Here is a 22,305-nt window from a genome sequence, read left to right as displayed (position 1 = left end):
GGTTTGCTATGCGTCGGCTAACGCGGTTATCTCAAAATATTAGAAGCAGTCTTGGAGACAGCAGCTTTTTAAAGTTCACAAGCCACATTGAACGATGGGTTTCTAAAGTTTTAGCTCTTGCGATGCTGGTAGTTATTTTTGCATCAGTGTCCGAGTTGCTCATCTTTATGGTGAAGGAGTTGTTCTATTCGCCACCGATTGGTCAATTTGGCAAAACGCTTTTCTCGATTTTTGGCTTGTTTCTGAATGTTTTAATTGCCCTTGAAATTTTAGAAAATATTACGGCGTACCTGAAGCATCACGTAGTGCAAGCAGAGTTGGTTATTGTTACCTCACTGATTGCGGTTGCCCGTAAAATCATTATTCTAGATCTAGAAAAAACGGCAGGCCTAGATCTCATTGCCCTTGCATCTGCAATTCTTGCCCTGTCTGTTAGTTATTGGATTATTCGCAAAGTTGCTCCTAAAAATATTCATTAAACTAAAAACACGATGGCTAAGTTTTTTCAATTTGAATCTGATTTTGTTGATTCTCTACGTTGCATTCCAATGCAAGTGCGATTCAAACTGGATACGTGCGGTGTGAAGCTAAAATTACACCAATGGAATAAGTTCAATGAGCGAGATCGCCACCAGTTAGTAGAGATGCCGTGCCGTACAGCATCAGAAATTGAAACCTACCGCTCGGATCTTCATGATCTCATTCAGCAGCGATCAGGAGAAATAGCCAGCGATTTACCCATTGATCCGCATCCTGAGTGGTTAGAGACGACCGTACCTCAGAGCGTGCAAACTCAAGCCCAAGAATTAGGGCTGACGATTCAAGCGACTCAATGGAAAGATCTAACGCCTTTACAGCGTTTTGCCCTGATTAAGTTAAGCCGTTCCAATCACGAGAACAAGAATTTTCTACCTGCACTGAAAGAATTTGATCTGGCGTAGCAGCCTGCTTGAGCACCTCTCAAACCATTTAACAAGCTTGCAGATCTTCTCGAATTAACTGGCGCTCTTAATCTAAAAATTATCTAAAAATTGGTTGAGATGGCTTGAACGGGGCAAGTTGGAATACACTGCTCACACACAATGCAGCGCGATCTCGTGAAGGTCAGCTTAAACGACTGTGGATCGAGGGTTAACGCTTCCGTCGGGCACACTCCTGTACATAGGCCGCAATCTACGCACGTTTCTTCATCGATCACGAGTTCACGACTGGCAAACGAGACATTGATATCTTGCGATCGCATCCACTCGATCGCGGCATCTAGCTGATCAATATCGCCCAACAACTCTACAACTAATTTTCCAATTTGGTTAGGCGCAACCTGGGCACGAATAATATTTGCAGCGACATTAAAATCTTTTGCCAGTCGATAGGTGACAGGCATCTGCACAGAGCGCTTAGGAAATGTAAGAGTGACTCGTTTTTTCACTCTCTAATTATACTCACCGCTTAATCATACTTACTGCAATTGCAGTGAGTGCAATTGTAGCCACTGAGATTGTAGCCACTGAGATTGTAGTCGTAACAGCCAATGGTTACACTAAAAGTGTTTGCTTAACAATTCAGCTATGACCTCTTCAACTCCAGAACCTGCCAATTTAACGAATGGAGCGCGGATCAGAAACTTTCTGATTGCGTTGGCTGCGATCGTGCTGACCATCGTCTTTGCGCTCAGCTTCAAGACTCAAACAACGGGCGTTTCCCTAAGCGTAATGGCGAAAGAATCTGTGCCTCTAGAGACTGCCCTTAGTAACGGCAAACCGACCCTGATGGAGTTTTATGCAGATTGGTGTACGAGTTGTCAGGCGATGGCTCCAGAAATCGAGTCGCTAAAAGAGCAGTATAGCGATCGCGTTAACTTTGTCATGCTTAATGTCGATAACGAGAAATGGCTGCCCGAAATCCTCTCCTATCGCGTCGATGGAATTCCTCATTTTGTGTATTTGAGCAATGGCGGAAAATCAATTGGGCAAGCGATCGGCGAGCAGCCTCGCAAAATTCTGGAAGAGAATTTGGTTGCCTTAGTAGACGGAACAACGCTTCCCTATGCCCAAGCAACGGGGCAGACTTCAGAATTTTCATCTTCCCTTTCACAAGAGAGCGCTGCCGATCCTCGAAGCCACGGTAGCCAAGTTGTCAACAAAAGCTAACCTTTAGTCGGGGTAGTTTTATAAGCTACCCTGCATTGTGATTTATCCCATCGCAGTTGCTTCAGAATCATCTCTAGTATTAATAGCGAAAATCCAGTCCTTGTATTTCGGATCTTGATTTTCCGTGATTGCGGTCAGCTTTTCTCGTAGTTTATCTGTGATAGGTCGCTGTTGAGATAGCGTATAGGTTTCAATCCGTTTTACGGGAGTAATCTTAGCTGCCGTTCCACTCAAAAACACTTCATCTGCAATATACAATTCTGTTTTATCAACTGGACGTTCAACTACTTTAATTCCGATATCTCTAGCGATCGTTAAAATGCTATCTCGTGTAATTCCTTCCAAAATATCTTGTTCATATCCTGGGGTAATCAATTCACCGTTTCTCACCAAAAATACATTCATTCCAGAAGCTTCACTTACCTTACCTTGAGTGTTTAGCAAAATTGCTTCATCAAATCCCGATTCGACTGCTTCTGTTTTGGCTAATGACGACGTAATGTAAGCACCGCTAATTTTTCCTCTCAACGGTAAACTGCGATCCTCCTGACGAGACCAAGAACTGATTCGACAATTTACCCCCTCCGGCGATAAGTAATCTCCCAACTCCAACCCATACACAAAGAAATCTTTTTCAATGTTGTGTAACCGAGGCGCAATTCCCAAATCCGATGTGTAAACAAATGGGCGAATATAAAACGAGGTCTGAGGTCGATTTTTTTTAACAAAATCTGTAATGATGGCCTGAATCTTATCGGCGGGCAAATCAAGCATCAGGAACTTAGCACTGTTGCTCAATCGTTGGCAGTGTCGATCGAGCCGAAATAGCAGTACCTGATCAGGGGTCTGCGGATCAGGAATGCCGCGCAATCCTCCAAAAGCCCCAGTTCCGTAGTGCAGGGCATGAGTCGCGATCGACAGATTCGCCTGCTCAAACGGCACAAATTGATTCTTGAAATACGCGAGGGGAAGAAAAGTGTGCATGGTGGCGAAGAGGGGAATGGAGGGAAAGAGATTTTTAAGATTAACCTGAAATCTGAAGCACAGATCTTAAAATACAGATCTTAGAAATCTAGAGTATTTCGATCTTACACAAATACCGAATTATCACAGGTTCACTGAAGTTTTCACCCGTCTTACCCCTCTGCAAAGCGCGGCTAAAGATACCTCCTGCTCGCACCAAAGTTTGACTGACGCTCGACTATTTGACACTTGTCAACTCGACCATTTGACACTCGCCAATTTAATGAGATAATGGGAGTTTGTTGAAAACTCTATTACACTAAAGACCCTTGGCTAACGTAGTTGTAATTGGTGCCCAGTGGGGCGATGAAGGGAAAGGCAAGATTACGGATCTGCTGAGTAAATCGGCAGATGTCGTCGTCCGCTACCAAGGAGGTGTGAATGCTGGGCATACAGTCGTTGTCAAGGATCAAACCTTTAAGCTACACCTCATTCCATCAGGCATTTTATATCCCGATACCGAATGCATTATTGGCTGCGGAACTGTCATTGATCCAAAAGTTCTGATTCAAGAATTAGATCAATTGGAACAGTGGGGTATCTCGACCGAGAACCTGATGATCTCTGAAACGGCTCACGTGACGATGCCTTATCACCGCGTCATCGATCTGGCCTCCGAAGAAAAACGCGGAACCCACAAAATTGGCACGACCGGACGCGGTATTGGTCCGACCTATGCTGATAAGTCTGAGCGAACCGGCATTCGCATCATCGATTTGATGAATTCAGACTCACTCAAAAAACAATTGCAGTGGGCGATCGCTCACAAAAATGGCATTCTCGAAAAGCTCTACGGGCTACCGCCGTTAGATGCCGATGAGGTGTTAGAGGAGTACCTCGCCTATGCCGAGCGGCTGCGTCCTCACGTGGTCGATAGCTCCCTCAAAATTTACGAGGCGATCCGCCTCAAGCGGAACATCTTGTTTGAGGGCGCTCAAGGAACGCTGCTTGATCTTGATCACGGAACCTATCCTTATGTCACCTCCTCTAATCCAGTGGCTGGGGGAGCCTGCGTGGGAACGGGCATCGGTCCAACGATGATTGATCGCGTGATTGGCGTGGCAAAAGCCTACACCACCCGCGTGGGAGAAGGTCCATTTCCGACTGAACTGCATGAAGAACTGGGCGCTCAACTGTGCGATCGCGGCGCAGAATTTGGCACAACCACGGGTCGTCAGAGACGCTGCGGCTGGTTTGATGCCGTCATTGGGCGTTACGCTGTGCGGATCAACGGGTTGGATTGTTTGGCGATCACTAAACTCGATGTGCTAGACGAGATGGATGAAATTCGCGTCTGTGTTGCTTATGAAATTGATGGGCAACGCTGCAACGATTTCCCCAGCGATGCGCGTAAATTTGCCCGGTGTCAGCCGATTTACGAAACCATGCCCGGTTGGAAACGCTCAACCGATGAGTGTCGATCGCTCGATGATTTGCCCAAGCAAGCGCTCGACTATCTCAAATTCCTGGCAGAATTAATGGAAGTGCCGATCGCGATCGTGTCGCTCGGAGCGAAGCGCGATCAGACCATTATTGTGGAAGATCCGATTCACGGTCCAAAACGGGCGCTGTTGTATCCTAACGACGCCCCGCAAGCTGTAAACGCCTAAGACCACACCGCCGTTCTATCTAAATTACTACTTCAGAAGTACCATGCCACTTACGATCGAATGTCAAAAACGTCCTGACGGCAGCAAGCCGAACGCCCTGCGCCAAGGTGGACAAATTCCGGCGACGCTCTATGGTCACAATGGGACTGAATCGGTTCAGCTTGTGATCGATGCCAAGAAAGCCGGATTTCTCGTCCGAGATGCGGCGGTCAACAACACTCTAATTCAGGTGAGTGTGCCAGACATGCCTTGGAAAGGTAAAGCGCTGTTGCGAGAAGTGCAGAAGCATCCTTGGAAAGGCTTTTTGTATCACATCAGTTTCTTCTCGATCGCAGCACAAAGCTCGATTGAAGTGACGGTTCCACTCAATTTTGTGGGCGATGCTACTGGCGTCAAAAACGACGGCGGCACACTTAATAGCGTTCTCACTGAATTAGCCGTCAAATGTGACCCTGAGCAAATTCCTGAGAAGATCGACATTGATGTGACTGCACTCAATGTCGGTGACGCGCTGCATGTGAATGAGCTAACGCTTCCGGCTGGTGTAGAAGCTCTCGGAGAGTCAGATCGAGTCGTTGTGATGATTGCGGGAGTCAGCACGGCGGCAACAAGCGACGCCGCCGAAGAAGAATCTGCGGCAGCCGAAGAATCTGCGGCAGCCACACCCGGCCAATAAGTCTGCTGGGTGAAAGATTCAGTGTATATAAAACCAGGGAGCAATCCCTGGCTTTTTCGTTTTAGATATCTCTTTGCCCGGAATACCCATTTTGCCCGGAATACTCATCCGGAATACCCATTGCGATTTGCGCTCAAGGCGCAAATGAAAGAAACGCTATGACAACCTCAACCCTGCCTCCTTTAGTCCAGTCCATGCTGCACCCCCAGTTTTATCCGCATGCGGTGACTGAACCGATTCAACTGGTGCAAACCCACATTTCTTATGTGTTGCTCACAGGTGAATTGGTTTATAAGCTCAAGAAACCGATGAATTATGGTTTTCTAGATTTCTCAACGCTAGAGAAACGCAAACACTTTTGCCATGAGGAACTGCGGCTCAACCAACGGGGCGCAGCCGAGTTGTATTTAGATGTGTTGCCGATCGTTCAAGACGGGGAGAACTTTGTCTTAGACGGCGAGGGAGAAGCGGTTGAGTACGTCGTGAAGATGCAGCAGTTTCCGCAAGAGACGCTGCTGAGTGAGATGTACGATCGCGGCGAACTGAGCGAACAGCATCTTGAAGAACTCGCAAAAGTCCTGGCTGATTTTCATAAAGCGGCACCCACGAATGATTACATCCTCAGCTTTGGAGAGGTCGCGCAAATTCGTCAAGCGATCGATGAGAACTACGATCAAACCGTCAACTACATTGGTGTCGCTCAAACGCAGCAACAGTTTGACGAAACGAAGGCATACACCGACAAACTATTCGCAGAGCAGAAACCTCTCTTTAATAGTCGAATTCAAAATAAATGGATTCGCGAATGTCATGGCGATGTTCACCTTAGAAATATTTGCTTTTGGCATAACAGAATTCTTCTATTCGATTGCATTGAATTTAACGAACCATTCCGATTCGTCGATGTGATGTTCGACATTGCGTACATCATTATGGATTTTGATGCTCGCAACCGTCCTGACTTGAGTAATTTATTTCTCAACGCCTACCTTGAGCAGACAGGGGACTGGGAAGGCTTGCAGGTGTTGCCGCTTTACCTCAGCCGTCAAGCGTATGTGCGGGCAAAAGTCACATCATTCTTGCTCGGTGATCCTGGCATTCCAGAGGCTGTCAAGCAAGAATCAAAGGAAACGGCGAGTCGTTACTATCAGCTTGCGTGGCACTACACGCAGCAGAAGACAGGCAAGTTGGTCATGATGTCTGGGCTTTCTGGCTCAGGCAAAAGCACGACGGCTCGAACCTTAGCCCGCGAGTCTGGAGCGATTCAGATTCGTTCGGATTCGGTTCGCAAGCATTTAGGCGGTGTTGATCTGGATGCAAAAGGCGATGCGTCGCTCTACAGTCCAGAGATGACGCAGAAAACTTACGATCGCTTACTTGACCTCGGCATCACGTTAGCGGCTCAAGGCTATACCGTGATTTTGGATGGAAAATATGATCGGCAAGCCACGCGATCGCAGGTCATCCAAGCGGCCCAAACCCATCAAATTCCCCTGGAAATTCTTCATTGCACTGCGCCAGATGATGTGTTGCAACAACGGGTTCAGCAGCGTCAAGGCGACATCTCTGATGCAACGACTGATGTTTTGTCTAATCAACACATGGAGCCGTTTACGGATGAGGAACAGCGGTTTGTGAAGACGATCGATACGGCTAAGAAGGAGGGATGAGGGACGCCTTGCGGCAACGCTGACGCAGGGAGGGATGAGGGATGAAGTCGGCAGATTATCTTGCGTCCCTCTTCCCTTATTGAATCTCCGGTCTGGGGCTTGAAATTCGCTGTATCCTGTCTAAAGTCGTAAAGGTAACGATCGTGCGTAGACAGCCCATTTCTAAAGGGTTTTCAGCCGGGTTGCAGGTCTGGCTTTTGTTTTTGCTTAGCCTATATTGGAGTGGCTATTCTGCGCTGCTTAGTATTGCGTTAGGAGCATTGGGCGGCTTAGCGAGCGGCTTGATTGTAGACTGGTGGCTCAGCAAAGACGAAAAAACAGAACCCGATCCGAAACCCATCGGCGAAGAAGGAACCGAAGCGATGACTCGCGATCCTTCGGACAGAGCCAATCGCAGACGCCGCCGAGAGGCTTCTGCCTTGCGCCATCGTCAGCAGCGACGAACGCGATCGCGTGCCTTCAGTTGGAAGTTCTTTAGACGAAATAGAGATGATTCTTAGTCAAGACGAAATTTAGTCAAGCCGGAATGTAGCTACTTTAAGCCAAAAAGGGCTGAGATAGCAGGATTGAGCCAGTATCACTTTCGGTTTTGGAGTTGTTTAAGGCAACGATATTGAAACAGCTCCTTTGCCGCCAAAAAGTATTTGGTCACAGCTGTAAAACGTCCCATAGCTGAGAATGGTCATGTGTTGAAGGTGAGTGATGAGGACAGAATTACAATAGGGCAGTTTATCAAACAGGAATGGGGTTCAGCCCTCGGACTATCAGATGAAGCCTACTTCGCTCAACATTAAAATCTCAGTTCTGGCGCTTTCCCATTAAGCTAATGGAATTGGCAAAGGAAACAGTGGTTTCAAGTAAGCTTGAGTAAAAAACACTTTGAAGTTATCGCTTAAGGTAACGCGATTGGCTCAGACTATTTATCATTAAAAAAATACTTGTGGCTTAATCCAAAGTTTTAGATTTCTTACCTCACTATTAAACCTGACATTGCGACACAACCACCTTTATTCCGCCGCTGCAACAACTTGTTGGGCTGCTGCCCCGACCGCTGGCTTCGCGGTGCCAGTAATCTAAAAACCATAGAAGAATTCCTATACAGACCGAAACTTTTTTCTTGGTCACTCAATGAGTAACTTTACTCAGAGTAGCGTACAGTTAAAAACATCTAAATGATTTAACTATTGCGACTTAGTTTTTCAGAGCTTGCAGTCGCTCAGCAATCATTCTCGGCAGTCTGTTGTTGAGACTTCTTTGAGCGTGCGATCGCAGATGCCAGACTCCATTCTCCGGCCGATTTTTATCTGTAGCCGATCCTTTCTATGAAATGGGTCGCTTCTAGCAAGTGCATTTAGTTCATTTATTGCAATACTCCTCATCAGAGGAGAAGGAGGTATTCGTGGATTTTTTGTCCTTGTTCTTAATGGACTTCGTTAAGCAGTTGCAGTCCCCAACACTCAGCTTTCTGATTGGTGGTATGGTCATTGCCGCCCTTGGTAGCGAATTGGTAATTCCAGAGGCGATTACTCAGATCATCGTCTTCATGCTGCTCATGAAAATCGGTCTGACCGGTGGTCAGGCGATCCGCAATTCCAACCTAACGGAGATGGTGTTACCCGTAGCGTTTGCTATAGCAGTAGGAATTCTCATTGTATTCATCGCGCGCTATACGTTGGCCAAGCTGCCGAAGGTCAAAACCGTAGATGCGATTGCGACCGGGGGGTTGTTTGGTGCTGTAAGTGGCTCTACTATGGCCGCCGCCCTGACGGTACTGGATGGACAAAACATCCAATACGAGGCATGGGCTGGCGCACTCTATCCCTTCATGGATATCCCAGCGCTCGTAACTGCGATTGTGATAGCCAACATTTATCTCAACAAGAAGAAGAAGGGTAGTGCAGCAGGCGAGTATCTCAGCAAGCAGGAGTATCTCAGCAAGCAGACCGTTGCAGCAGGCGATTATCCCGATCAGCAGGATTATCCCAGCACCCGGCAGGAGTATCTCAGCAAGCAGCAGTCTGCGGATAATCGGGTCAAAATATGGCCGATCGTGCAGGAAAGCCTCCAGGGATCTGCCCTATCGGCAATGTTGCTCGGTCTTGCTCTTGGCATATTCGCCCAGCCGGAAAGTGTCTATAAAAGCTTCTACGATCCCGCCTTTCGCGGCTTGCTTTCGATCTTGATGGTGGTCATGGGTATGGAGGCTTGGTCAAGACTTGGCGAACTACGTAAGGTGGCTCAGTGGTACGTCGTGTATAGCGTAGTGGCACCGCTGTTGCATGGGTTCATCGCCTTCGGTCTCGGTATGATTGCCCACTACGCCACAGGATTCAGCATGGGTGGCGTAGTGGTTCTGGCCGTCATCGCCTCCTCCAGTTCAGACATCTCAGGCCCACCCACGTTGCGAGCCGGGATTCCGTCGGCCAATCCCTCCGCCTACATCGGTGCCTCCACAGCTATCGGTACACCCATTGCGATTGGCGTGGGAATACCGCTCTTCCTCGGGCTTGCCCAGGCGATCAGCGGCAGCTAATCCCAGACGGGTCGCGGTCTGTCGGCCCTCCCTTGACCCGGTAGACCAAGCGACTCAATATATAAGATCAATTACGGTAAGGAGGTAACCAACATGGCCAAGTCAGCCAAAAAGCTCGTCATCATCACGGAAAAGATTCTGCTGAAAAAGATCGCCGATATCATCGAAGAATCCGGGGCAACCGGTTATACGGTTCTGGAAACCGGCGGTAAAGGCAGTCGCAACGTGCGCTCGTCGGGACAACCCAGCGTTTCTGACACCACGGCGAATATAAAATTCGAGGTGCTCACCCCGGATCGGGATATGGCCGAGAATATTGCGGATCAGGTCGCAATAAAGTTTTTCCTCGATTTTGCGGGCATGATCTATATCTGTGACGCGGAGGTACTGTACGGGCACAGTTTCTGTGGACCAGACGGCTGTTGAATCGAGACGACGCGGACCTAAAAAGCCGGGTCATGACTCCGGCTTTTTGGTGACCGTTACTCAAAGAATCCAAAGCATGACCGTCCTTGATCGGTTGCCTTTTTCATAACCCCTCGCAGTTTTATAACTCCCTCAAACCCTTAACTTTCATCGCTTTAAACTCATGATTTTGTCCAACATTCTGCCTCCTTTCAGTGGGGGGATAGCCGCTCTCATGGCTCCGATGCCATTCCTGGCGACCGTTGTTGCTGAGGATTCACCCATTATTCTGTCTGGCGTGCTGCTGAGTCTGGTGGTGATTTACCTTGCCAGTAAATTTGGGGCTGAAATTTCTAAGCGGTTGGATTTTCCGCCCGTTTTAGGCGAACTGGTTGCTGGGGTGATGATTGGCGTGTCTGCTCTGCATCTGATGGTTTTTCCCGAAAGCGGGATGCAGGCTGCTGATTCGGTGATTATGACCGTGCTGCAATGGATTAACGGACTGGCACCAGAAGCATTGACTAGTGTATTTCAGTCCCAGAGTGAAGTAATTTCGGTGCTGGCAGAACTGGGCGTGATTATTCTGCTATTTGAAATCGGGCTGGAATCAGATTTGCGCCAACTGAAGGAAGTAGGCTACCAAGCGGCGATCGTTGCCTGTGTTGGGGTGGTTGTCCCCTTTGCGGCGGGTACGGTTGGGCTAATGATGTTATTTAACGTTCCAGCGATTCCGGCAATTTTTGCAGGCGCAGCTCTGACCGCAACCAGCATCGGCATTACCTCTAAAGTGCTGTCTGAGTTGGGGCGGCTTAAATCCAGGGAAGGGCAGATTATTGTCGGGGCAGCGGTGATCGATGACGTGCTAGGGATTATCGTTCTGGCAGTGGTTGCTAGTCTCGCTAAAACTGGTGAAATCGATGTGACTAATGTAATTTACCTGATTGTGAGCGCAACAGCGTTCCTGATTGGTTCAATCCTGTTGGGCGGCATCTTCAACAAGACCTTTGTTGCCATTGTCGATAGACTGAAAACTCGCGGCAATATTGTGATTCCGGCATTTATCTTTGCCTTCTTTATGGCATTTCTGGGTAACGCAATTCACCTGGAAGCAATTTTGGGTGCCTTTGCCGCCGGTCTGGTGCTAGATGAAACCGATGTCCGGAATGAATTGGATGAACTAGTAAAACCGATCGCCGATCTGCTGGTTCCCATTTTCTTTGTCACCGTTGGTGCCAAGGCAGATTTGAGTGTTCTCAATCCGACAGTTCCTGAAAATCGGGCTGGTTTAGTGATTGCCGTATTTTTGATTGCCGTGGCCATCTTCGGCAAGGTCGTCACAGGTTGGGCAGTGTTTGGTCAACCGGGCATTAACCGACTGGCAATTGGAGTTGGCATGATTCCACGGGGTGAGGTAGGTCTCGTGTTTGCCGGGATTGGTTCTGCCAGTGGCGCATTAAGCAAGCCATTAGAAGCTGCCATTATCATCATGGTGATTCTGACTACATTTCTCGCGCCGCCCTTCCTCCGAATTGCCTTTGGGCAGTCCGCAGAGCCACCCGCTAGTGGAGAAGCCGCGCTGGAACCAGCGACAGTGGTGAGTGAATCTTGAGGAGAAACTGAAAGGGGTGAAAGAGTAAAACAGCGAAGAAGTAAAAAGAATGAAATTACCTCTTCACCTCTTCACCTCTTTGCTCTCCTCCCTCCTATTCATCCCTCTCCCCATCCACTCATCAATTCCCGATGTTAGAAGCATTCATCTTTGCAACTATCCTGTGCGGATTTTTCGGCATCATTTTTAAGAAAAATCTGGTGATGAAAATCATCTCAATGGATGTCATGAGTACGGGGGTGATTGCCTACTACGTGCTGATCGCATCTCGTGATGGCTTGTTCACTCCGATTCTTTCAACTACCCGCCGAGGGAATTACGCCGACCCGGTGCCTCAAGCGGTAATCTTGACGGCGATCGTCATCGGCTTTTCGATTCAGGCACTCATGCTAGTAGGGGTGATGAAATTGGCACGGAATAATCCGACGCTGGAAACCAGTGAAATTGAGCAGAATAACGCACCATGAGTACCCTGACTATTGTCTGGATTACCCTGCCATTTTTTGTTGGGTTCATCAGCTATCTGCTCCCTCCGCTGAATCGCATCCTCTCATTGGGGATGACGATCGCGTCGATTAGCTACGCGCTGCTGCTCTTTAGTCAACCACCGCTGACGCTGCAACTCCTGGATCGGTTTGGCGTAACCTTACTGCTTGATCCATTAAGTAGTTTCTTTATCCTGACGAATGCGTTAGTGACAGCCGCTGTCATTCTCTACTGCTGGAACAGTGGTAAGACCCCTTTCTTTTTCATGCAGACCATCATTCTGCATGGCAGCGTTAATGCCGCATTTGTCTGTACGGATTTTATCAGTCTGTACGTGGCACTAGAGGTAATCAGTATTGCCGCTTTTCTGTTGATTGCCTACCCCCGAACGGATCGATCGATCTGGGTCGGGTTGCGCTATCTATTTGTCAGCAACGTCGCCATGCTGTTTTATCTGGTGGGCGCAGTGCTGGTTTACAAAGCCAACCGTTCCTTTGCGTTTACTGGACTGCGCGAAGCACCGCCAGAAGCACTCGCTCTCATTTTTCTGGGACTCCTGATTAAGGGTGGAATTTTTATATCAGGATTGTGGCTACCGTTGACCCATTCCGAATCGGAAACCCCTGTATCAGCGATGCTCTCAGGTGTTGTGGTCAAAGCAGGTGTCTTGCCGCTGGTGCGTTGTGCCTTGTTGGTGGAGGAGGTTGACCCTCTGATCCGCATCTTTGGCGTGGGGACTGCTCTGCTGGGCGTGGGCTATGCTGTTTTTGAAAAAGATACCAAGCGCATGCTGGCGTTTCACACAGTTTCTCAATTAGGCTTTATTCTCGCTGCGCCAGAAGTCGGCGGATTCTATGCTCTGACCCACGGTTTAGTAAAATCAGCACTCTTCCTAATTGCAGGAGTTCTCCCCAGTCGTAACCTCAAGGAACTGCAACATACACCCATCCATACACCTATCTGGATTGCTTTGGTGATTGCCAGTTTCTCAATCTCTGGATTCCCGCTGCTATCTGGTTTTGGGGCAAAGGTGTTGACCATGAAGAGCCTGTTACCCTGGCAAGTCATTGGCATGAATGTTGCGGCAGTGGGAACGGCAATCTCCTTTGCCAAGTTCATTTTTCTGCCGCATCAAATGCAAGAGAAACAAGGGAAAATTCAGGCTGGTTTTTGGGCCGCGATCGCCCTGCTGATTGGAGGGTTATTTCTGGCGAATATCGTGTACTACGAGGCCTATAGTTTCGGGAATATTGTCAAACCCCTGGTCACGATCGCTCTTGGTTGGCTTGCATACTTTTTGATTTTTCGACAAGCTGTTCTCAAACTGCCGCGCTTGTTGGAGCAATTTGATCACTTGATCGGGGTGATGAGTTTGATGTTGATCCTACTCTTCTGGATGGTGCTGGCATGATTGGATATCTCAATCTCACTTTGCGACTGGTCATCTGGTTTTTGCTTACCGCTAACCTGAGTGTGGTAAATATCATCATTGGTATTTGTGTTGTTTTCCTGATACCCCATAGCCGTACTGCCCCTACTGCATTAAAAGAGTGGCTGCAGATGCTGTGGAAAATCATAGTGGCAGTTCCCCAGGCCTATTTGGAAGCATTTGAACTAATGTTCTGTCCGCACACGCAGGAAACTGTCACGATGGAGCGAGCTAAACCCCGGCGCTCTCCTGGGCTCATCTTCCTGGATATTTTTCTGATTACGTTTACACCCAAAACAATTGTTGTGAAATACCACGAAGAAGGCTGTTACGAAGTTCATCGAGTGCAACGGAGGAAAGGGCGATGAACTTAATCCTAATTGCCATGATTTTAGCTTTACTTATTCCCATCTATGAGGCTTGGCAGGATGAGAATATCTGGCAAAAGATGTTGGCATTTGCCAGTATTGCGAGCAAAACATCGGTGATGATTCTGGTGGTCTCCGTTCTGCGCGGTGATTGGATGATTGGAGTGGTTGGAGTAATCATTTTGAGTGTGGGAAATGCCGGATTAATGTTGCTAGCCCATGTGATTAAACGGATGAATGAAGCATGATCAATATCCTCAGCTATATCTGCATCGGTGTGGGAATTGTCTTCTGGTTTTGGGGCACTTTTCCCCTGCTCGGCAAACGATCGCTCTTATTCAAACTGCATAGCCTCTCGGTTGCCGATACTCTTGGCTCCATGAGCATTATCTTCGGGCTGCTTCTGAAAATTCCGAATCAGTGGTCGTTGCTCGTCCTCGCTCTGATTTCCCTGGCAATCTGGAATACGGTGCTGGGATACGTATTGGCATATTGCTCCAGCAGTGGAGGGAAGCATGAATGATAGCTACATCTATGTCATCGTTGCCCTGCTGCCACTCGCGGCGGTGATGCTCACCGTCCAGGTCAATCCCTACAATGCCCTAGTCATTCGCGGCATCCTTGGAGGGGTAGCAGCCCTAGTTTATGCAGTTTTGGGGGCGGCCGACGTGGCGTTAACTGAGGCGTTGGTGGGAACTATGCTGACCACGACGCTCTACGCCGTGGCGGTACGTTCATCACTGGTGATGCAGATCGGCGTCCTCAAAGATGAATTGGGTGAGACAGATGATCGATCCCCCTTTTTCCAACTGATTGCTGATCTTCAAACCATTGGCAGCAAGTACCATCTTCGGCTTGAACTGCTTCCATATCCTAATCCACAGTCCTTACACCGAGCCTTGATAGAAAAAGAAGTCCACGTCACTTGTATTGAGCGATCGCACGAGGACGAGCATGACTCGGCAGAAATTGAATCCGGACGGCAACCCTATCACACGGCAGTCCGGATCCACCGTCTCTATGACATCCTGCAAACTGAATTGGCATCGCCCGCCACCACCCTCACCTACGTCACAGCAACAGACTCAGGAGAGAAGCATTAAATGAAATGGCTCTACGTTGCAGCAGGAATTGCCCTGTTCATCAAATTCCTGATCATGCCCAACCCAATCGCAGATACCTCCGATCTGTCGATTGTTGAAGCCGTTGTGCAAGATAGCGGTGTGCCTAACGCAGTGTCAGGCATCATTTTCAGAAATCGGCTGTATGACACGATTTTTGAAGTCATCGTGTTTACGCTCTCCATTATGGGCGCTCAATTCCTGCTGGCAAACGAGCGCCCATTCTGCACCATTTATCGGTTTACCGACCAGCCCTCGATTGTGCTGGCACAACTGGGAGCAACCATTGCCGCGATCGTGGGGGTTGAACTGGCGATTCGAGGACACCTAAGCCCGGGAGGTGGGTTTGCGGCAGGCGTCGCAGGCGGAACGGCGATCGGACTGGTGGCGATTACCTCATCCTCCGAGTGGATGGAGTCGATCTATCAACGTTGGCACGCTGCCACCTGGGAAAAGGTTTCAGTGCTTGTTTTCATTGTTTTGTCAGTGCTCACCCTAGCAGGGGTTGAACTTCCCCACGGGGAGTTGGGTGTACTGATTAGCGGTGGAGCAGTTCCCCTGCTTAACATTCTGGTTGCCATCAAAGTTGCCCTGGGATCGTGGGCAGTTGTGCTGATTTTTATTCGGTATCGGGGATTGCTGTAAATCAGCGGTGTAGAGATGACCGCTATGCTCACTTCTAAACTAGCTGCTCAAAGTGGCGGAACTGTTCAGGTAGGACTTCATCATTGAATCTGTCGTGAATCTGCCGTCGGGCATCAGGCGCTCCGTTCCATCACCCTCTGTTGTTCAACAGAATGAGTTGAGGTCATAATGCACGATCGTAGACAACTTCATTCAGAATCCAGAATGCACGATCTCCCACTACACCAAGGGACGAATATTAGCCACGAACTGAGTGACAAGGCAGCAAATCCTCAAGAGGCGTAATAGACGGGTGAACAGTCGCTCAAGCGGCGCGAAGCGTAGTGGTAAGCGTCACCCAAGGCGCACTATCAAGCTGCTGTTGCATCATTTTTTCGTTCAGTGCAGGTTCTTTCAAGATGCGTCCCTCAAAGAGCAACTCAACAGAAGACACTCGGAAGCACCAAGGGGCTACTTGAAGCTGAGTAGAGTTACTGCTGGTTCCTTCGGAGTTGCGCTTTGCAATAATCGGCGTTAGGGTCAACGTTGTGTCTCCAGTTGCAAGCGGAACCCCTTCAAACTGCTGTTGCTCGGTCACGCCCATGCAAATGGCGAGAGACAGCATATCCCAAACAGCGACCAATCGTTGATTACGCGAGATCGCGTCTGGCGTCACATGTGCTGCATAATCCGGATCTTGCCGAAGCCGCGCCATCAGATCTTGCTGGAACTCCTTTTCCTGCTTCAGAAACGCTTCAACAACACGAGCAGATTCAGGAGAGCCTTGCCAACTCGTAAAGCGTTCGTATAGCCCAGTCCCGTGCAGCGAAACTAGGAGCGCAACATAGCGTCCCATCGGCATCGCCAACTGTTTCGCGCCTGCCCATAGCTTGGTGTGTACTTCTGGTGCAACTTCCCTAAAGCTGTGAGGATACCCAGTTTTAGGATTGAAGGTAGGAGCCGCTTCCCACGGCAACCACCCAATATCATGCTGCTCCGCCCCCAGACATACTGCCTCACGGGGCGCGAAAGCACCAAAACTGTCATTGCCCCATGCCTGCGCTAACTGTCCAGCCACCCAAGCGTGGGTAGGTTGAGTGATGCAAATCCGATCTTGAGTGACGCTACGATACAGCATGGTGGAATAACTGTGACAGACAGTACATTCAAAGTAGCCAAACGCTAAAGAAACTGCCGTCTGTCCAGAGTTGTGTTCACTGCTACCTCGTTTTGATCGGGGTAGCAGCTTCACCAAATCGATGCCAACCTACCTGTCTCAACCTACAGTGTCCTAAGCTGCGATCGCGCGCTACTGCCTGCGATCGGTTGCTCTGAATTTATGCAGAAGCGACAGAATCACTCAATTTATATCGCGCTGGCTTCTCTTGCACTTTGTCAAACGTGTTGAACCGTGCGCCGCGAGCTAACACACCTGCTACGCTTTTCCGCGCTCTTGGCATCTCCGACTCTTCAAACTCTCCATACACCTGCTGGATCATCTCATCCGTCGAAAAGGCTTGCTCCCCCGCTTCCCTCATCACCTGGATCATGGCATCGATCGCAGTTAGACCCTTAAACTCAGAGTTGAGATCTTCTGCATCAAACGATTTTGATTTACGTCGCTTCCGTTTTTGTTGCCCGTCATCTGGTGCAGCAACCTCATCGGAAGAAGGTGCGCTCTCTTGGGACTTGGCAGGGCTACCCGCGCCTGAAGTTGTGCTTTTCGCCTTTCCTTTCCGCGTTCCCTTAGCAGGAACTGCCGCGTCAGCAGTAGGAACTGCCGCATCAGCAGTAGGAACTGCCGTATCAACAGTACCATTCACCTCAGCCGTTCCTTCGCTTCCTAGCAAGGCATCAATGTGCTGAATGAGGCGATTAATCTCTGCGGTCACCGATTCGATGATCGTTTCGCGTTCGTGCACGAGCCGCGATCGCTCTTGCTCAAGTTGTTGTTTCGAGTCATGGCTCAAGATAGAGTAGGTCATTGTGGATTTCGCTTAACAGGTGTTGTTAGGTTTGTTGTTGTGCCAGTCATTATACACAGCGTTCACGAGCGGCATCTTCTTTTTTTGCTGTTGTTGGATTTACGTTCACATCCAAACTCCAAACGGGTTTACTCCTTCCGACATCTTGAATGGTGTGTGTAGCGCAACTTAAGTCAGAGGAAGAATGCTCTTAAGGGGTTTAGTATAAGCCCATGCAACTTTTCGTTGTTATCGCTTCAATGATTTTGCTACTTCACAATCCTGCTGAAGCTAACTTGCTGGTGCAATCATCAGGAGCTTCTTCAATTATGATCTATCTGGATCTACTGAAGCTGACAACAGGAGTTCTTGTTACATTACTCAACCCGCTTCTGCTGGTCACTGCTAGATTGTGAGCGACGCGCTCGACTGTATGACCTAAACAATCAGGTTATTTTGATTACTGGAGGTTCATGACATGACAGACAATGCGGTTAGAACTGGCTTAACAACAGACAAAACAGCGGACACTCAGTATCCCATCGAAGAGGTGTTGCAGCACCGTTGGAGTCCTTTAGCGTTCTCAGATCAGCCTGTTGAACCAGAAAAATTATCCAGCGTTTTAGAAGCAGCCCGATGGGCAGCATCCTCCTTTAATGAGCAACCTTGGAGCTTTATTGTTGCAACAAAAGATCACAAAGCCGAGTTCGATCGCTTGTTGGGTTGCTTGGCGGAAGGTAATCAAGAGTGGGCAAAGACGGCTCCCGTGCTGATGCTGTCTGTAGCAAAGCTTCACTTTGAGCGTAACGGTGTGGAGAACCGACACGCATTTCATGATGTCGGAGCAGCAGCGGCTAACTTAGCCATTCAAGCAACGGCGCTAGGATTAGTGATCCATCAGATGGCAGGATTTGATGTGGCTAAAGCGCGCGAGACCTACAATATTCCCGATGGCTACGAACCAGTTGCTGCGATCGCGCTGGGGTATTTGGGCGATCCACACACATTGTCCGACAAGCTCCAGCAAAGAGCCTTAGCTCCACGGACCCGCAAACCATTGCATGACTTTGTTTTCTCAGGTCAATGGAACCAATCATTCCTCGTTAAAGCTGATTAAATACTCAACAAGATCAAACTATGGTTACTACACCATCGCAACAAAACCAAACCTCAGATCAGCAGAAGCTGATGCGCGATCGCGTCGTTCTCATTACAGGAGCGAGTCGTGGAATTGGAGCTGCTACCGCAAAACTTCTAGGACAACAGGGTGCTGCTGTTGGGGTGAACTACTATGGCAGTGAAGCCGCTGCTCAGCAGGTTGTTGAGGCAATTTCATCAGAGGGCAGTCGGGCAGTTGCCGTGAAAGCAGACGTGCGTGATCCTCAGCAAGTCAGTGCAATGGTACAGCAGGTCACAGAGACATTCGGTTTTATTGATACGCTGATCATCAATGCCAATGCTAATTTTCCAACGGCTCCCTTTACAGACTACCAATGGGAAGACTTTGAGGCGAAACTGCTTGGAGAACTCAAAGGAGCATTTTTCCCGTGCAAAGCGATCGTGCCCTCCATGATCGAACAGCAGCGAGGGTGCATTATTGCGGTCAGCAGCGGCTTGTCTCGCCATCCAGGCGAGGGATTTATTGCCCACAGTACCGCCAAGTCTGGATTAGATGCCTTTGTCAAAAGCCTTGCCTTGGAACTAGGTCCTTACGGGATTCGCGCCAATGTGGTTGCCCCCGGACTAACGCTGACAGATGCCACGGCGCAGTTGCCACAGGATCACAAAGAGGCTTCTGCTCAAACGATCCCACTCAAACGGAATGGACTGCCAGAAGATGTTGCAGGAGCAATTCTACTGTTGGCATCTGAAGAAGCGAGATTTATCACAGGGGCTTATTTGCCAGTGAGTGGCGGAATTCAGATGCTTTGAGCATCGTTATGCCCATTCAAAAAATGCTGCAAACGACTTCTTTTATGAGGGCATGGCAGCTGCCATGCCCTCATACTGTCCTAAAGCAAAATCCAACCTTGTTTTGCACCTAGAATAACTGCCTCGGTTCGGCTAGAAGCATTCAGCTTACTTAGGATTGAACTGATGTGAAACTTTACCGTATGGTCAGAAATGTTGAGGCGACGCGCGATCGCTTTATTGCCCAATCCTTCTGCCAACATGCCTAAGACCTCCGTTTCACGAGCAGTCAACCCCGACATCAACCTCTCAGACGCTGAGCGAGACGGCAATGCTAACAACATCTCTAACACATCAGGATGCAGAACAGTGAGTCCAGTCGCGGTTGCTTTGAGCGCGGCGATGATCTCATCTGCTGCCGCTTCCAGCGGTAAGATTCCTTGCACACCTGAGCGCAACAGTGCTGCAATTGCCTCTGCGCTCATCGTGTCTTCGAGTTCGTCGTTCATTAACACTACGATCGCGCACTCCTCTAACTCAATATCCTCCACTAAGGTTGCGATTTGAGGATTCCACTCTACCAACATGACATCGGGTTGAAGCACCTGAAGCGTTTCTGAGAGTGCCGCCCATCCCACAGCCCGCCCGATCACTTCGACACTCGGATCGGTAGCCAGCAAGGCTTCTAACCCGGCTTGCATCACAATCGACTGGGCAACGACGACAACACGTACCGCACTCATGCCGCTTGAGGTTCGGAAGGACTTTGTAGAATTACGCTCAAGATCAGATGCTGTTCGCCTCGCAAAAGATTGATCGCTAATCCATCTCCGACCGTTGAGCAATCTAGAATCTGAGTGAGTTCGTGCGGCGTCTGAAACGGCACACCACGAACGCCAATTAGCACATCTCCAACGCGGAATCCAGCTTGCTCGGCGGGACTGTTAGGCGCGATCGCGCTAATTAACAATCCGAACGCAGGACGACGATTAAGCTGTACTTTCAAAACTTCCAGTGTCACCCCCAAATGTGGACGTGCTACAGGAGCATCTAAGAATTGTTCAACCACACGGCTCGGAATCGCCCATCCACACCGATTTACAATCATGGTATTGATGCCAATCACCTCACCGCGAGCATTGGCCAGAATTCCACCCGAATTGCCGGGCGCAAGCTGAACATCGGCTTGAACCCAAGCTTTTGCTGATGCCGTCTGAATGACACCCATCGTCACTGAGCCGGTGACACCCAACGGATGCCCTACTGCAAAGACTAATTCTCCCGCTCTCAGGCGATCGCTGTCACCCACTGCGATCGCGGGTAAATCGTCCGCCTCGATGTGCAGCGCAACTAAATCTCGCTGCACATTTTGCGACACCACAGACGCGAGAAATTGGCGTCCATCTGCCAGTTCGATCGTCGTCTGATCCGATCGGTGACGAGTTCCAAGCGATCGCACCACATGAGCATTACTGATAATCCATCCATCCGCTCGCCAAATCACGCCCGATCCAATTCCAGCGCGACCCGCTCGAATTCGTACTGTAGATTGGCGCAACGACTCTGCCACGGTTGCAAACGCCTCTATTACCTCTACTACCATTAGCCGTTCCTCCCTGAGCGTTCTCCAACCGTAATGGAAACTTCGACTAAGGCTCCGCCGCGAACCACTTGGGCCAAGAGAACTTGCCCGATCTGCTGGCTATCTAACACCGCATGAACATCGCTGACATCTGCAAGTGCGGTTCCATTCAACGTCACTACAATATCGCCAATTAAGATACCTGCTTGATCGGCTGGAGCGTTTGGCTCGATGCTTACAACAATCACACCTGTTGAATGAGCCAGATCCAGCGATCGCTGCATTGAATCGGGCAACTGTACCGCTTGCATTCCAAGCCCTAAATAGCCCTGTGCGATCGTGCCTTGTTGTAGCAGTTGATCCACCACCCGATCGACCGTCGCGGCTGGAATGGTAACGCTCATGTGATGCGGCCCCGCCGTATTCATGCCAATGATTTGTCCTGTTGCGCTCACCAAGGCCCCGCCCGAAAATCCGGGATAGAGCAGCAGCGATGGACGAATCAAGGTGTCCCCTCGCCTGCCTCTGTGCCAGCGCCAACTCCCACTGAGCGAGCTAATGATGCCCATGCTGGCACTGATTGCGGCGTCTGCATTGCGGGCGATCGCAAGGGCTATCTGTCCTACTCTAACCTGATCGGCATTCACAACCTCTGCGGTCGGCAAATCAACCGCTTGGATGCTCAGCAAGGCTAAATCGGTTCGGGCATCGCGGGCGGCAATGGTGGCGGTTGTTGTGCGCCCATCGGGCAAGGTGATGGCAATCTCTTCTTCGCGTCGAATCGCATGATCGACGGTGACAACAATGCCTTCTCTCCAATAGATGCCGCTTGACGACAGTTTACGGCGAGCATTCACAGACACAATGGATCGTCCGGCTTGTTCAACCGCGTCAGCTAACTGAGTTGAAAATGTAGATAACACATGAAATGGGTCTGAAGCGGTCATGACCAATCCTCTGTAATGTGGGCGTAATTACAGAATGCCAACTGCGATCGCGCTTCGACATCGGAGAAATGGGTAGAACCTAACCTAGAAAAATGGCTAGGCAAGTAAATTGATGACCGAATTGGTGCGAGACATAACGACTCCGGGCTGCTGGAGATGACTTGCAAATCCTTTCTTTTGTCCAGAATTACTGCACT

27 protein-coding genes are annotated in these 22,305 nt (G+C 49.3%); 20 read left to right on the top strand and 7 right to left on the bottom strand.

Features of this window, described 5'->3' with window-relative positions; translation table 11 throughout:
* The first annotated feature begins 8 nt into the window (after positions 1-8).
* Both AC5JLB_RS26665 and AC5JLB_RS26660 read left to right on the top strand, forming a co-directional pair.
* A complete protein-coding gene (locus tag AC5JLB_RS26665; protein ID WP_495876858.1) occupies positions 9-479 on the top strand; it encodes a phosphate-starvation-inducible PsiE family protein in 471 nt (156 codons plus the stop codon).
* Between the two features lie 12 nt (positions 480-491).
* Positions 492-941 carry a nitrate reductase associated protein gene (locus AC5JLB_RS26660; RefSeq protein WP_495876857.1) on the top strand — a complete coding sequence of 150 codons (450 nt, stop codon included), beginning with the start codon at positions 492-494 and terminating at the stop codon, positions 939-941.
* Between the two features lie 83 nt (positions 942-1,024).
* Here AC5JLB_RS26660 and AC5JLB_RS26655 read toward each other — a convergent pair whose 3' ends face one another.
* The gene (locus tag AC5JLB_RS26655) at positions 1,025-1,429 is read right to left on the bottom strand and encodes an NIL domain-containing protein (RefSeq protein ID WP_495876856.1); all 405 of its coding nucleotides are present in this window, start codon (positions 1,427-1,429) and stop codon (positions 1,025-1,027) included.
* Positions 1,430-1,568: 139 nt separating this feature from the next.
* Between AC5JLB_RS26655 and AC5JLB_RS26650 the strand changes: the two genes are divergently transcribed.
* Positions 1,569-2,150: a thioredoxin family protein gene (locus AC5JLB_RS26650; RefSeq protein WP_495876855.1), complete on the top strand. Its 582-nt coding sequence runs from the start codon at positions 1,569-1,571 to the stop codon at positions 2,148-2,150.
* Between the two features lie 42 nt (positions 2,151-2,192).
* On the opposite strand, the gene AC5JLB_RS26645 is transcribed toward AC5JLB_RS26650, so the two are convergent.
* Complete coding sequence (locus AC5JLB_RS26645; protein WP_495876854.1) at positions 2,193-3,134, bottom strand: branched-chain amino acid transaminase; 942 nt, start codon at positions 3,132-3,134, stop codon at positions 2,193-2,195.
* Between the two features lie 308 nt (positions 3,135-3,442).
* On the opposite strand from AC5JLB_RS26645, the gene AC5JLB_RS26640 reads away from it, so the two are divergent.
* The 14 genes from AC5JLB_RS26640 to AC5JLB_RS26575 all read left to right on the top strand — a co-directional run bounded on the left by AC5JLB_RS26640 (position 3,443) and on the right by AC5JLB_RS26575 (position 15,725).
* Positions 3,443-4,783 carry an adenylosuccinate synthase gene (locus AC5JLB_RS26640; RefSeq protein WP_495876853.1) on the top strand — a complete coding sequence of 447 codons (1,341 nt, stop codon included), beginning with the start codon at positions 3,443-3,445 and terminating at the stop codon, positions 4,781-4,783.
* Between the two features lie 43 nt (positions 4,784-4,826).
* Positions 4,827-5,459: a 50S ribosomal protein L25/general stress protein Ctc gene (locus AC5JLB_RS26635; protein WP_495876852.1), complete on the top strand. Its 633-nt coding sequence runs from the start codon at positions 4,827-4,829 to the stop codon at positions 5,457-5,459.
* A gap of 158 nt (positions 5,460-5,617) precedes the next feature.
* A complete protein-coding gene (locus AC5JLB_RS26630) occupies positions 5,618-7,129 on the top strand; it encodes a bifunctional aminoglycoside phosphotransferase/ATP-binding protein (protein WP_495876851.1) in 1,512 nt (503 codons plus the stop codon).
* Positions 7,130-7,272: 143 nt separating this feature from the next.
* Complete coding sequence (locus AC5JLB_RS26625) at positions 7,273-7,629, top strand: hypothetical protein (RefSeq protein ID WP_495876850.1); 357 nt, start codon at positions 7,273-7,275, stop codon at positions 7,627-7,629.
* A gap of 899 nt (positions 7,630-8,528) precedes the next feature.
* A complete protein-coding gene (locus tag AC5JLB_RS26620) occupies positions 8,529-9,662 on the top strand; it encodes a sodium-dependent bicarbonate transport family permease (protein ID WP_495876849.1) in 1,134 nt (377 codons plus the stop codon).
* A gap of 93 nt (positions 9,663-9,755) precedes the next feature.
* Entirely contained in the window at positions 9,756-10,088 is a 333-nt protein-coding gene (locus AC5JLB_RS26615; protein WP_495876848.1) for a P-II family nitrogen regulator, read from the top strand.
* A 163-nt stretch (positions 10,089-10,251) separates the two neighbouring features.
* Positions 10,252-11,676: a cation:proton antiporter gene (locus AC5JLB_RS26610; RefSeq protein ID WP_495876847.1), complete on the top strand. Its 1,425-nt coding sequence runs from the start codon at positions 10,252-10,254 to the stop codon at positions 11,674-11,676.
* Between the two features lie 131 nt (positions 11,677-11,807).
* Positions 11,808-12,143, top strand: a complete 336-nt coding sequence (locus AC5JLB_RS26605; RefSeq protein ID WP_495876846.1) for a cation:proton antiporter subunit C — start codon at positions 11,808-11,810, stop codon at positions 12,141-12,143.
* The gene (locus AC5JLB_RS26600; protein ID WP_495876845.1) at positions 12,140-13,573 is read left to right on the top strand and encodes a cation:proton antiporter; all 1,434 of its coding nucleotides are present in this window, start codon (positions 12,140-12,142) and stop codon (positions 13,571-13,573) included. Before AC5JLB_RS26605 ends, AC5JLB_RS26600 begins: the two co-directional genes overlap by 4 nt.
* Positions 13,570-13,959, top strand: a complete 390-nt coding sequence (locus tag AC5JLB_RS26595; protein WP_495876844.1) for a cation:proton antiporter — start codon at positions 13,570-13,572, stop codon at positions 13,957-13,959. The genes AC5JLB_RS26600 and AC5JLB_RS26595 overlap by 4 nt, the downstream gene beginning before the upstream one ends.
* On the top strand, positions 13,956-14,207 hold the full coding sequence (locus tag AC5JLB_RS26590) for a hypothetical protein (RefSeq protein WP_495876843.1): 252 nt from the start codon (positions 13,956-13,958) through the stop codon (positions 14,205-14,207). Before AC5JLB_RS26595 ends, AC5JLB_RS26590 begins: the two co-directional genes overlap by 4 nt.
* Positions 14,204-14,482: a monovalent cation/H(+) antiporter subunit G gene (locus AC5JLB_RS26585; RefSeq protein WP_495876842.1), complete on the top strand. Its 279-nt coding sequence runs from the start codon at positions 14,204-14,206 to the stop codon at positions 14,480-14,482. Before AC5JLB_RS26590 ends, AC5JLB_RS26585 begins: the two co-directional genes overlap by 4 nt.
* Positions 14,475-15,062 (top strand): DUF4040 domain-containing protein, encoded by a 588-nt coding sequence (locus tag AC5JLB_RS26580; protein ID WP_495876841.1) that lies wholly within the window; start codon positions 14,475-14,477, stop codon positions 15,060-15,062. Before AC5JLB_RS26585 ends, AC5JLB_RS26580 begins: the two co-directional genes overlap by 8 nt.
* Entirely contained in the window at positions 15,063-15,725 is a 663-nt protein-coding gene (locus AC5JLB_RS26575; RefSeq protein ID WP_495876840.1) for a Na(+)/H(+) antiporter subunit B, read from the top strand.
* A 304-nt stretch (positions 15,726-16,029) separates the two neighbouring features.
* Here the strand turns inward: AC5JLB_RS26575 and AC5JLB_RS26570 are convergent, their stop codons facing one another.
* Positions 16,030-16,956 carry a DUF3891 family protein gene (locus AC5JLB_RS26570; protein WP_495876839.1) on the bottom strand — a complete coding sequence of 309 codons (927 nt, stop codon included), beginning with the start codon at positions 16,954-16,956 and terminating at the stop codon, positions 16,030-16,032.
* A gap of 85 nt (positions 16,957-17,041) precedes the next feature.
* The gene (locus AC5JLB_RS26565; RefSeq protein WP_495876838.1) at positions 17,042-17,689 is read right to left on the bottom strand and encodes a hypothetical protein; all 648 of its coding nucleotides are present in this window, start codon (positions 17,687-17,689) and stop codon (positions 17,042-17,044) included.
* 212 nt (positions 17,690-17,901) lie between these two features.
* Here AC5JLB_RS26565 and AC5JLB_RS26560 point away from each other — a divergent pair, with 212 nt between their 5' ends.
* The 3 genes from AC5JLB_RS26560 to AC5JLB_RS26550 all read left to right on the top strand — a co-directional run bounded on the left by AC5JLB_RS26560 (position 17,902) and on the right by AC5JLB_RS26550 (position 19,600).
* A complete protein-coding gene (locus AC5JLB_RS26560) occupies positions 17,902-18,084 on the top strand; it encodes a hypothetical protein (RefSeq protein ID WP_495876837.1) in 183 nt (60 codons plus the stop codon).
* A gap of 62 nt (positions 18,085-18,146) precedes the next feature.
* Positions 18,147-18,785, top strand: a complete 639-nt coding sequence (locus tag AC5JLB_RS26555; protein WP_495876836.1) for a nitroreductase family protein — start codon at positions 18,147-18,149, stop codon at positions 18,783-18,785.
* A 20-nt stretch (positions 18,786-18,805) separates the two neighbouring features.
* A complete protein-coding gene (locus AC5JLB_RS26550) occupies positions 18,806-19,600 on the top strand; it encodes an SDR family oxidoreductase (RefSeq protein ID WP_495876835.1) in 795 nt (264 codons plus the stop codon).
* An 80-nt stretch (positions 19,601-19,680) separates the two neighbouring features.
* On the opposite strand, the gene AC5JLB_RS26545 is transcribed toward AC5JLB_RS26550, so the two are convergent.
* From AC5JLB_RS26545 to AC5JLB_RS26535, 3 genes are read right to left on the bottom strand one after another with little or no spacing between them, the layout of a single operon-like run.
* Positions 19,681-20,322 carry a response regulator transcription factor gene (locus AC5JLB_RS26545; RefSeq protein ID WP_495876834.1) on the bottom strand — a complete coding sequence of 214 codons (642 nt, stop codon included), beginning with the start codon at positions 20,320-20,322 and terminating at the stop codon, positions 19,681-19,683.
* A complete protein-coding gene (locus tag AC5JLB_RS26540; protein ID WP_495876833.1) occupies positions 20,319-21,182 on the bottom strand; it encodes a S1C family serine protease in 864 nt (287 codons plus the stop codon). The genes AC5JLB_RS26545 and AC5JLB_RS26540 overlap by 4 nt, the downstream gene beginning before the upstream one ends.
* Entirely contained in the window at positions 21,182-22,108 is a 927-nt protein-coding gene (locus tag AC5JLB_RS26535; RefSeq protein ID WP_495876832.1) for a S1C family serine protease, read from the bottom strand. The genes AC5JLB_RS26540 and AC5JLB_RS26535 overlap by 1 nt, the downstream gene beginning before the upstream one ends.
* Positions 22,109-22,305 lie beyond the last annotated feature (197 nt).

The organism is Myxacorys chilensis, assembly GCF_059505265.1.
This window is presented reverse-complemented; position numbering and strand designations above follow the sequence as displayed.

Coding starts and splice junctions, on each gene's coding strand:
- AC5JLB_RS26535 (WP_495876832.1), bottom strand. CDS start 22,108: ATGACCGCTTCAGACCCATTTCATGTGTTATCTACATTTTCAACTCAG.
- AC5JLB_RS26645 (WP_495876854.1), bottom strand. CDS start 3,134: ATGCACACTTTTCTTCCCCTCGCGTATTTCAAGAATCAATTTGTGCCG.
- AC5JLB_RS26610 (WP_495876847.1), top strand. CDS start 10,252: ATGATTTTGTCCAACATTCTGCCTCCTTTCAGTGGGGGGATAGCCGCT.
- AC5JLB_RS26595 (WP_495876844.1), top strand. CDS start 13,570: ATGATTGGATATCTCAATCTCACTTTGCGACTGGTCATCTGGTTTTTG.
- AC5JLB_RS26590 (WP_495876843.1), top strand. CDS start 13,956: ATGAACTTAATCCTAATTGCCATGATTTTAGCTTTACTTATTCCCATC.
- AC5JLB_RS26630 (WP_495876851.1), top strand. CDS start 5,618: ATGACAACCTCAACCCTGCCTCCTTTAGTCCAGTCCATGCTGCACCCC.
- AC5JLB_RS26555 (WP_495876836.1), top strand. CDS start 18,147: ATGACAGACAATGCGGTTAGAACTGGCTTAACAACAGACAAAACAGCG.
- AC5JLB_RS26650 (WP_495876855.1), top strand. CDS start 1,569: ATGACCTCTTCAACTCCAGAACCTGCCAATTTAACGAATGGAGCGCGG.
- AC5JLB_RS26545 (WP_495876834.1), bottom strand. CDS start 20,322: ATGAGTGCGGTACGTGTTGTCGTCGTTGCCCAGTCGATTGTGATGCAA.
- AC5JLB_RS26660 (WP_495876857.1), top strand. CDS start 492: ATGGCTAAGTTTTTTCAATTTGAATCTGATTTTGTTGATTCTCTACGT.
- AC5JLB_RS26560 (WP_495876837.1), top strand. CDS start 17,902: ATGCAACTTTTCGTTGTTATCGCTTCAATGATTTTGCTACTTCACAAT.
- AC5JLB_RS26635 (WP_495876852.1), top strand. CDS start 4,827: ATGCCACTTACGATCGAATGTCAAAAACGTCCTGACGGCAGCAAGCCG.
- AC5JLB_RS26550 (WP_495876835.1), top strand. CDS start 18,806: ATGGTTACTACACCATCGCAACAAAACCAAACCTCAGATCAGCAGAAG.
- AC5JLB_RS26585 (WP_495876842.1), top strand. CDS start 14,204: ATGATCAATATCCTCAGCTATATCTGCATCGGTGTGGGAATTGTCTTC.
- AC5JLB_RS26580 (WP_495876841.1), top strand. CDS start 14,475: ATGAATGATAGCTACATCTATGTCATCGTTGCCCTGCTGCCACTCGCG.
- AC5JLB_RS26665 (WP_495876858.1), top strand. CDS start 9: ATGCGTCGGCTAACGCGGTTATCTCAAAATATTAGAAGCAGTCTTGGA.
- AC5JLB_RS26575 (WP_495876840.1), top strand. CDS start 15,063: ATGAAATGGCTCTACGTTGCAGCAGGAATTGCCCTGTTCATCAAATTC.
- AC5JLB_RS26600 (WP_495876845.1), top strand. CDS start 12,140: ATGAGTACCCTGACTATTGTCTGGATTACCCTGCCATTTTTTGTTGGG.
- AC5JLB_RS26615 (WP_495876848.1), top strand. CDS start 9,756: ATGGCCAAGTCAGCCAAAAAGCTCGTCATCATCACGGAAAAGATTCTG.
- AC5JLB_RS26605 (WP_495876846.1), top strand. CDS start 11,808: ATGTTAGAAGCATTCATCTTTGCAACTATCCTGTGCGGATTTTTCGGC.
- AC5JLB_RS26540 (WP_495876833.1), bottom strand. CDS start 21,182: ATGGTAGTAGAGGTAATAGAGGCGTTTGCAACCGTGGCAGAGTCGTTG.
- AC5JLB_RS26565 (WP_495876838.1), bottom strand. CDS start 17,689: ATGACCTACTCTATCTTGAGCCATGACTCGAAACAACAACTTGAGCAA.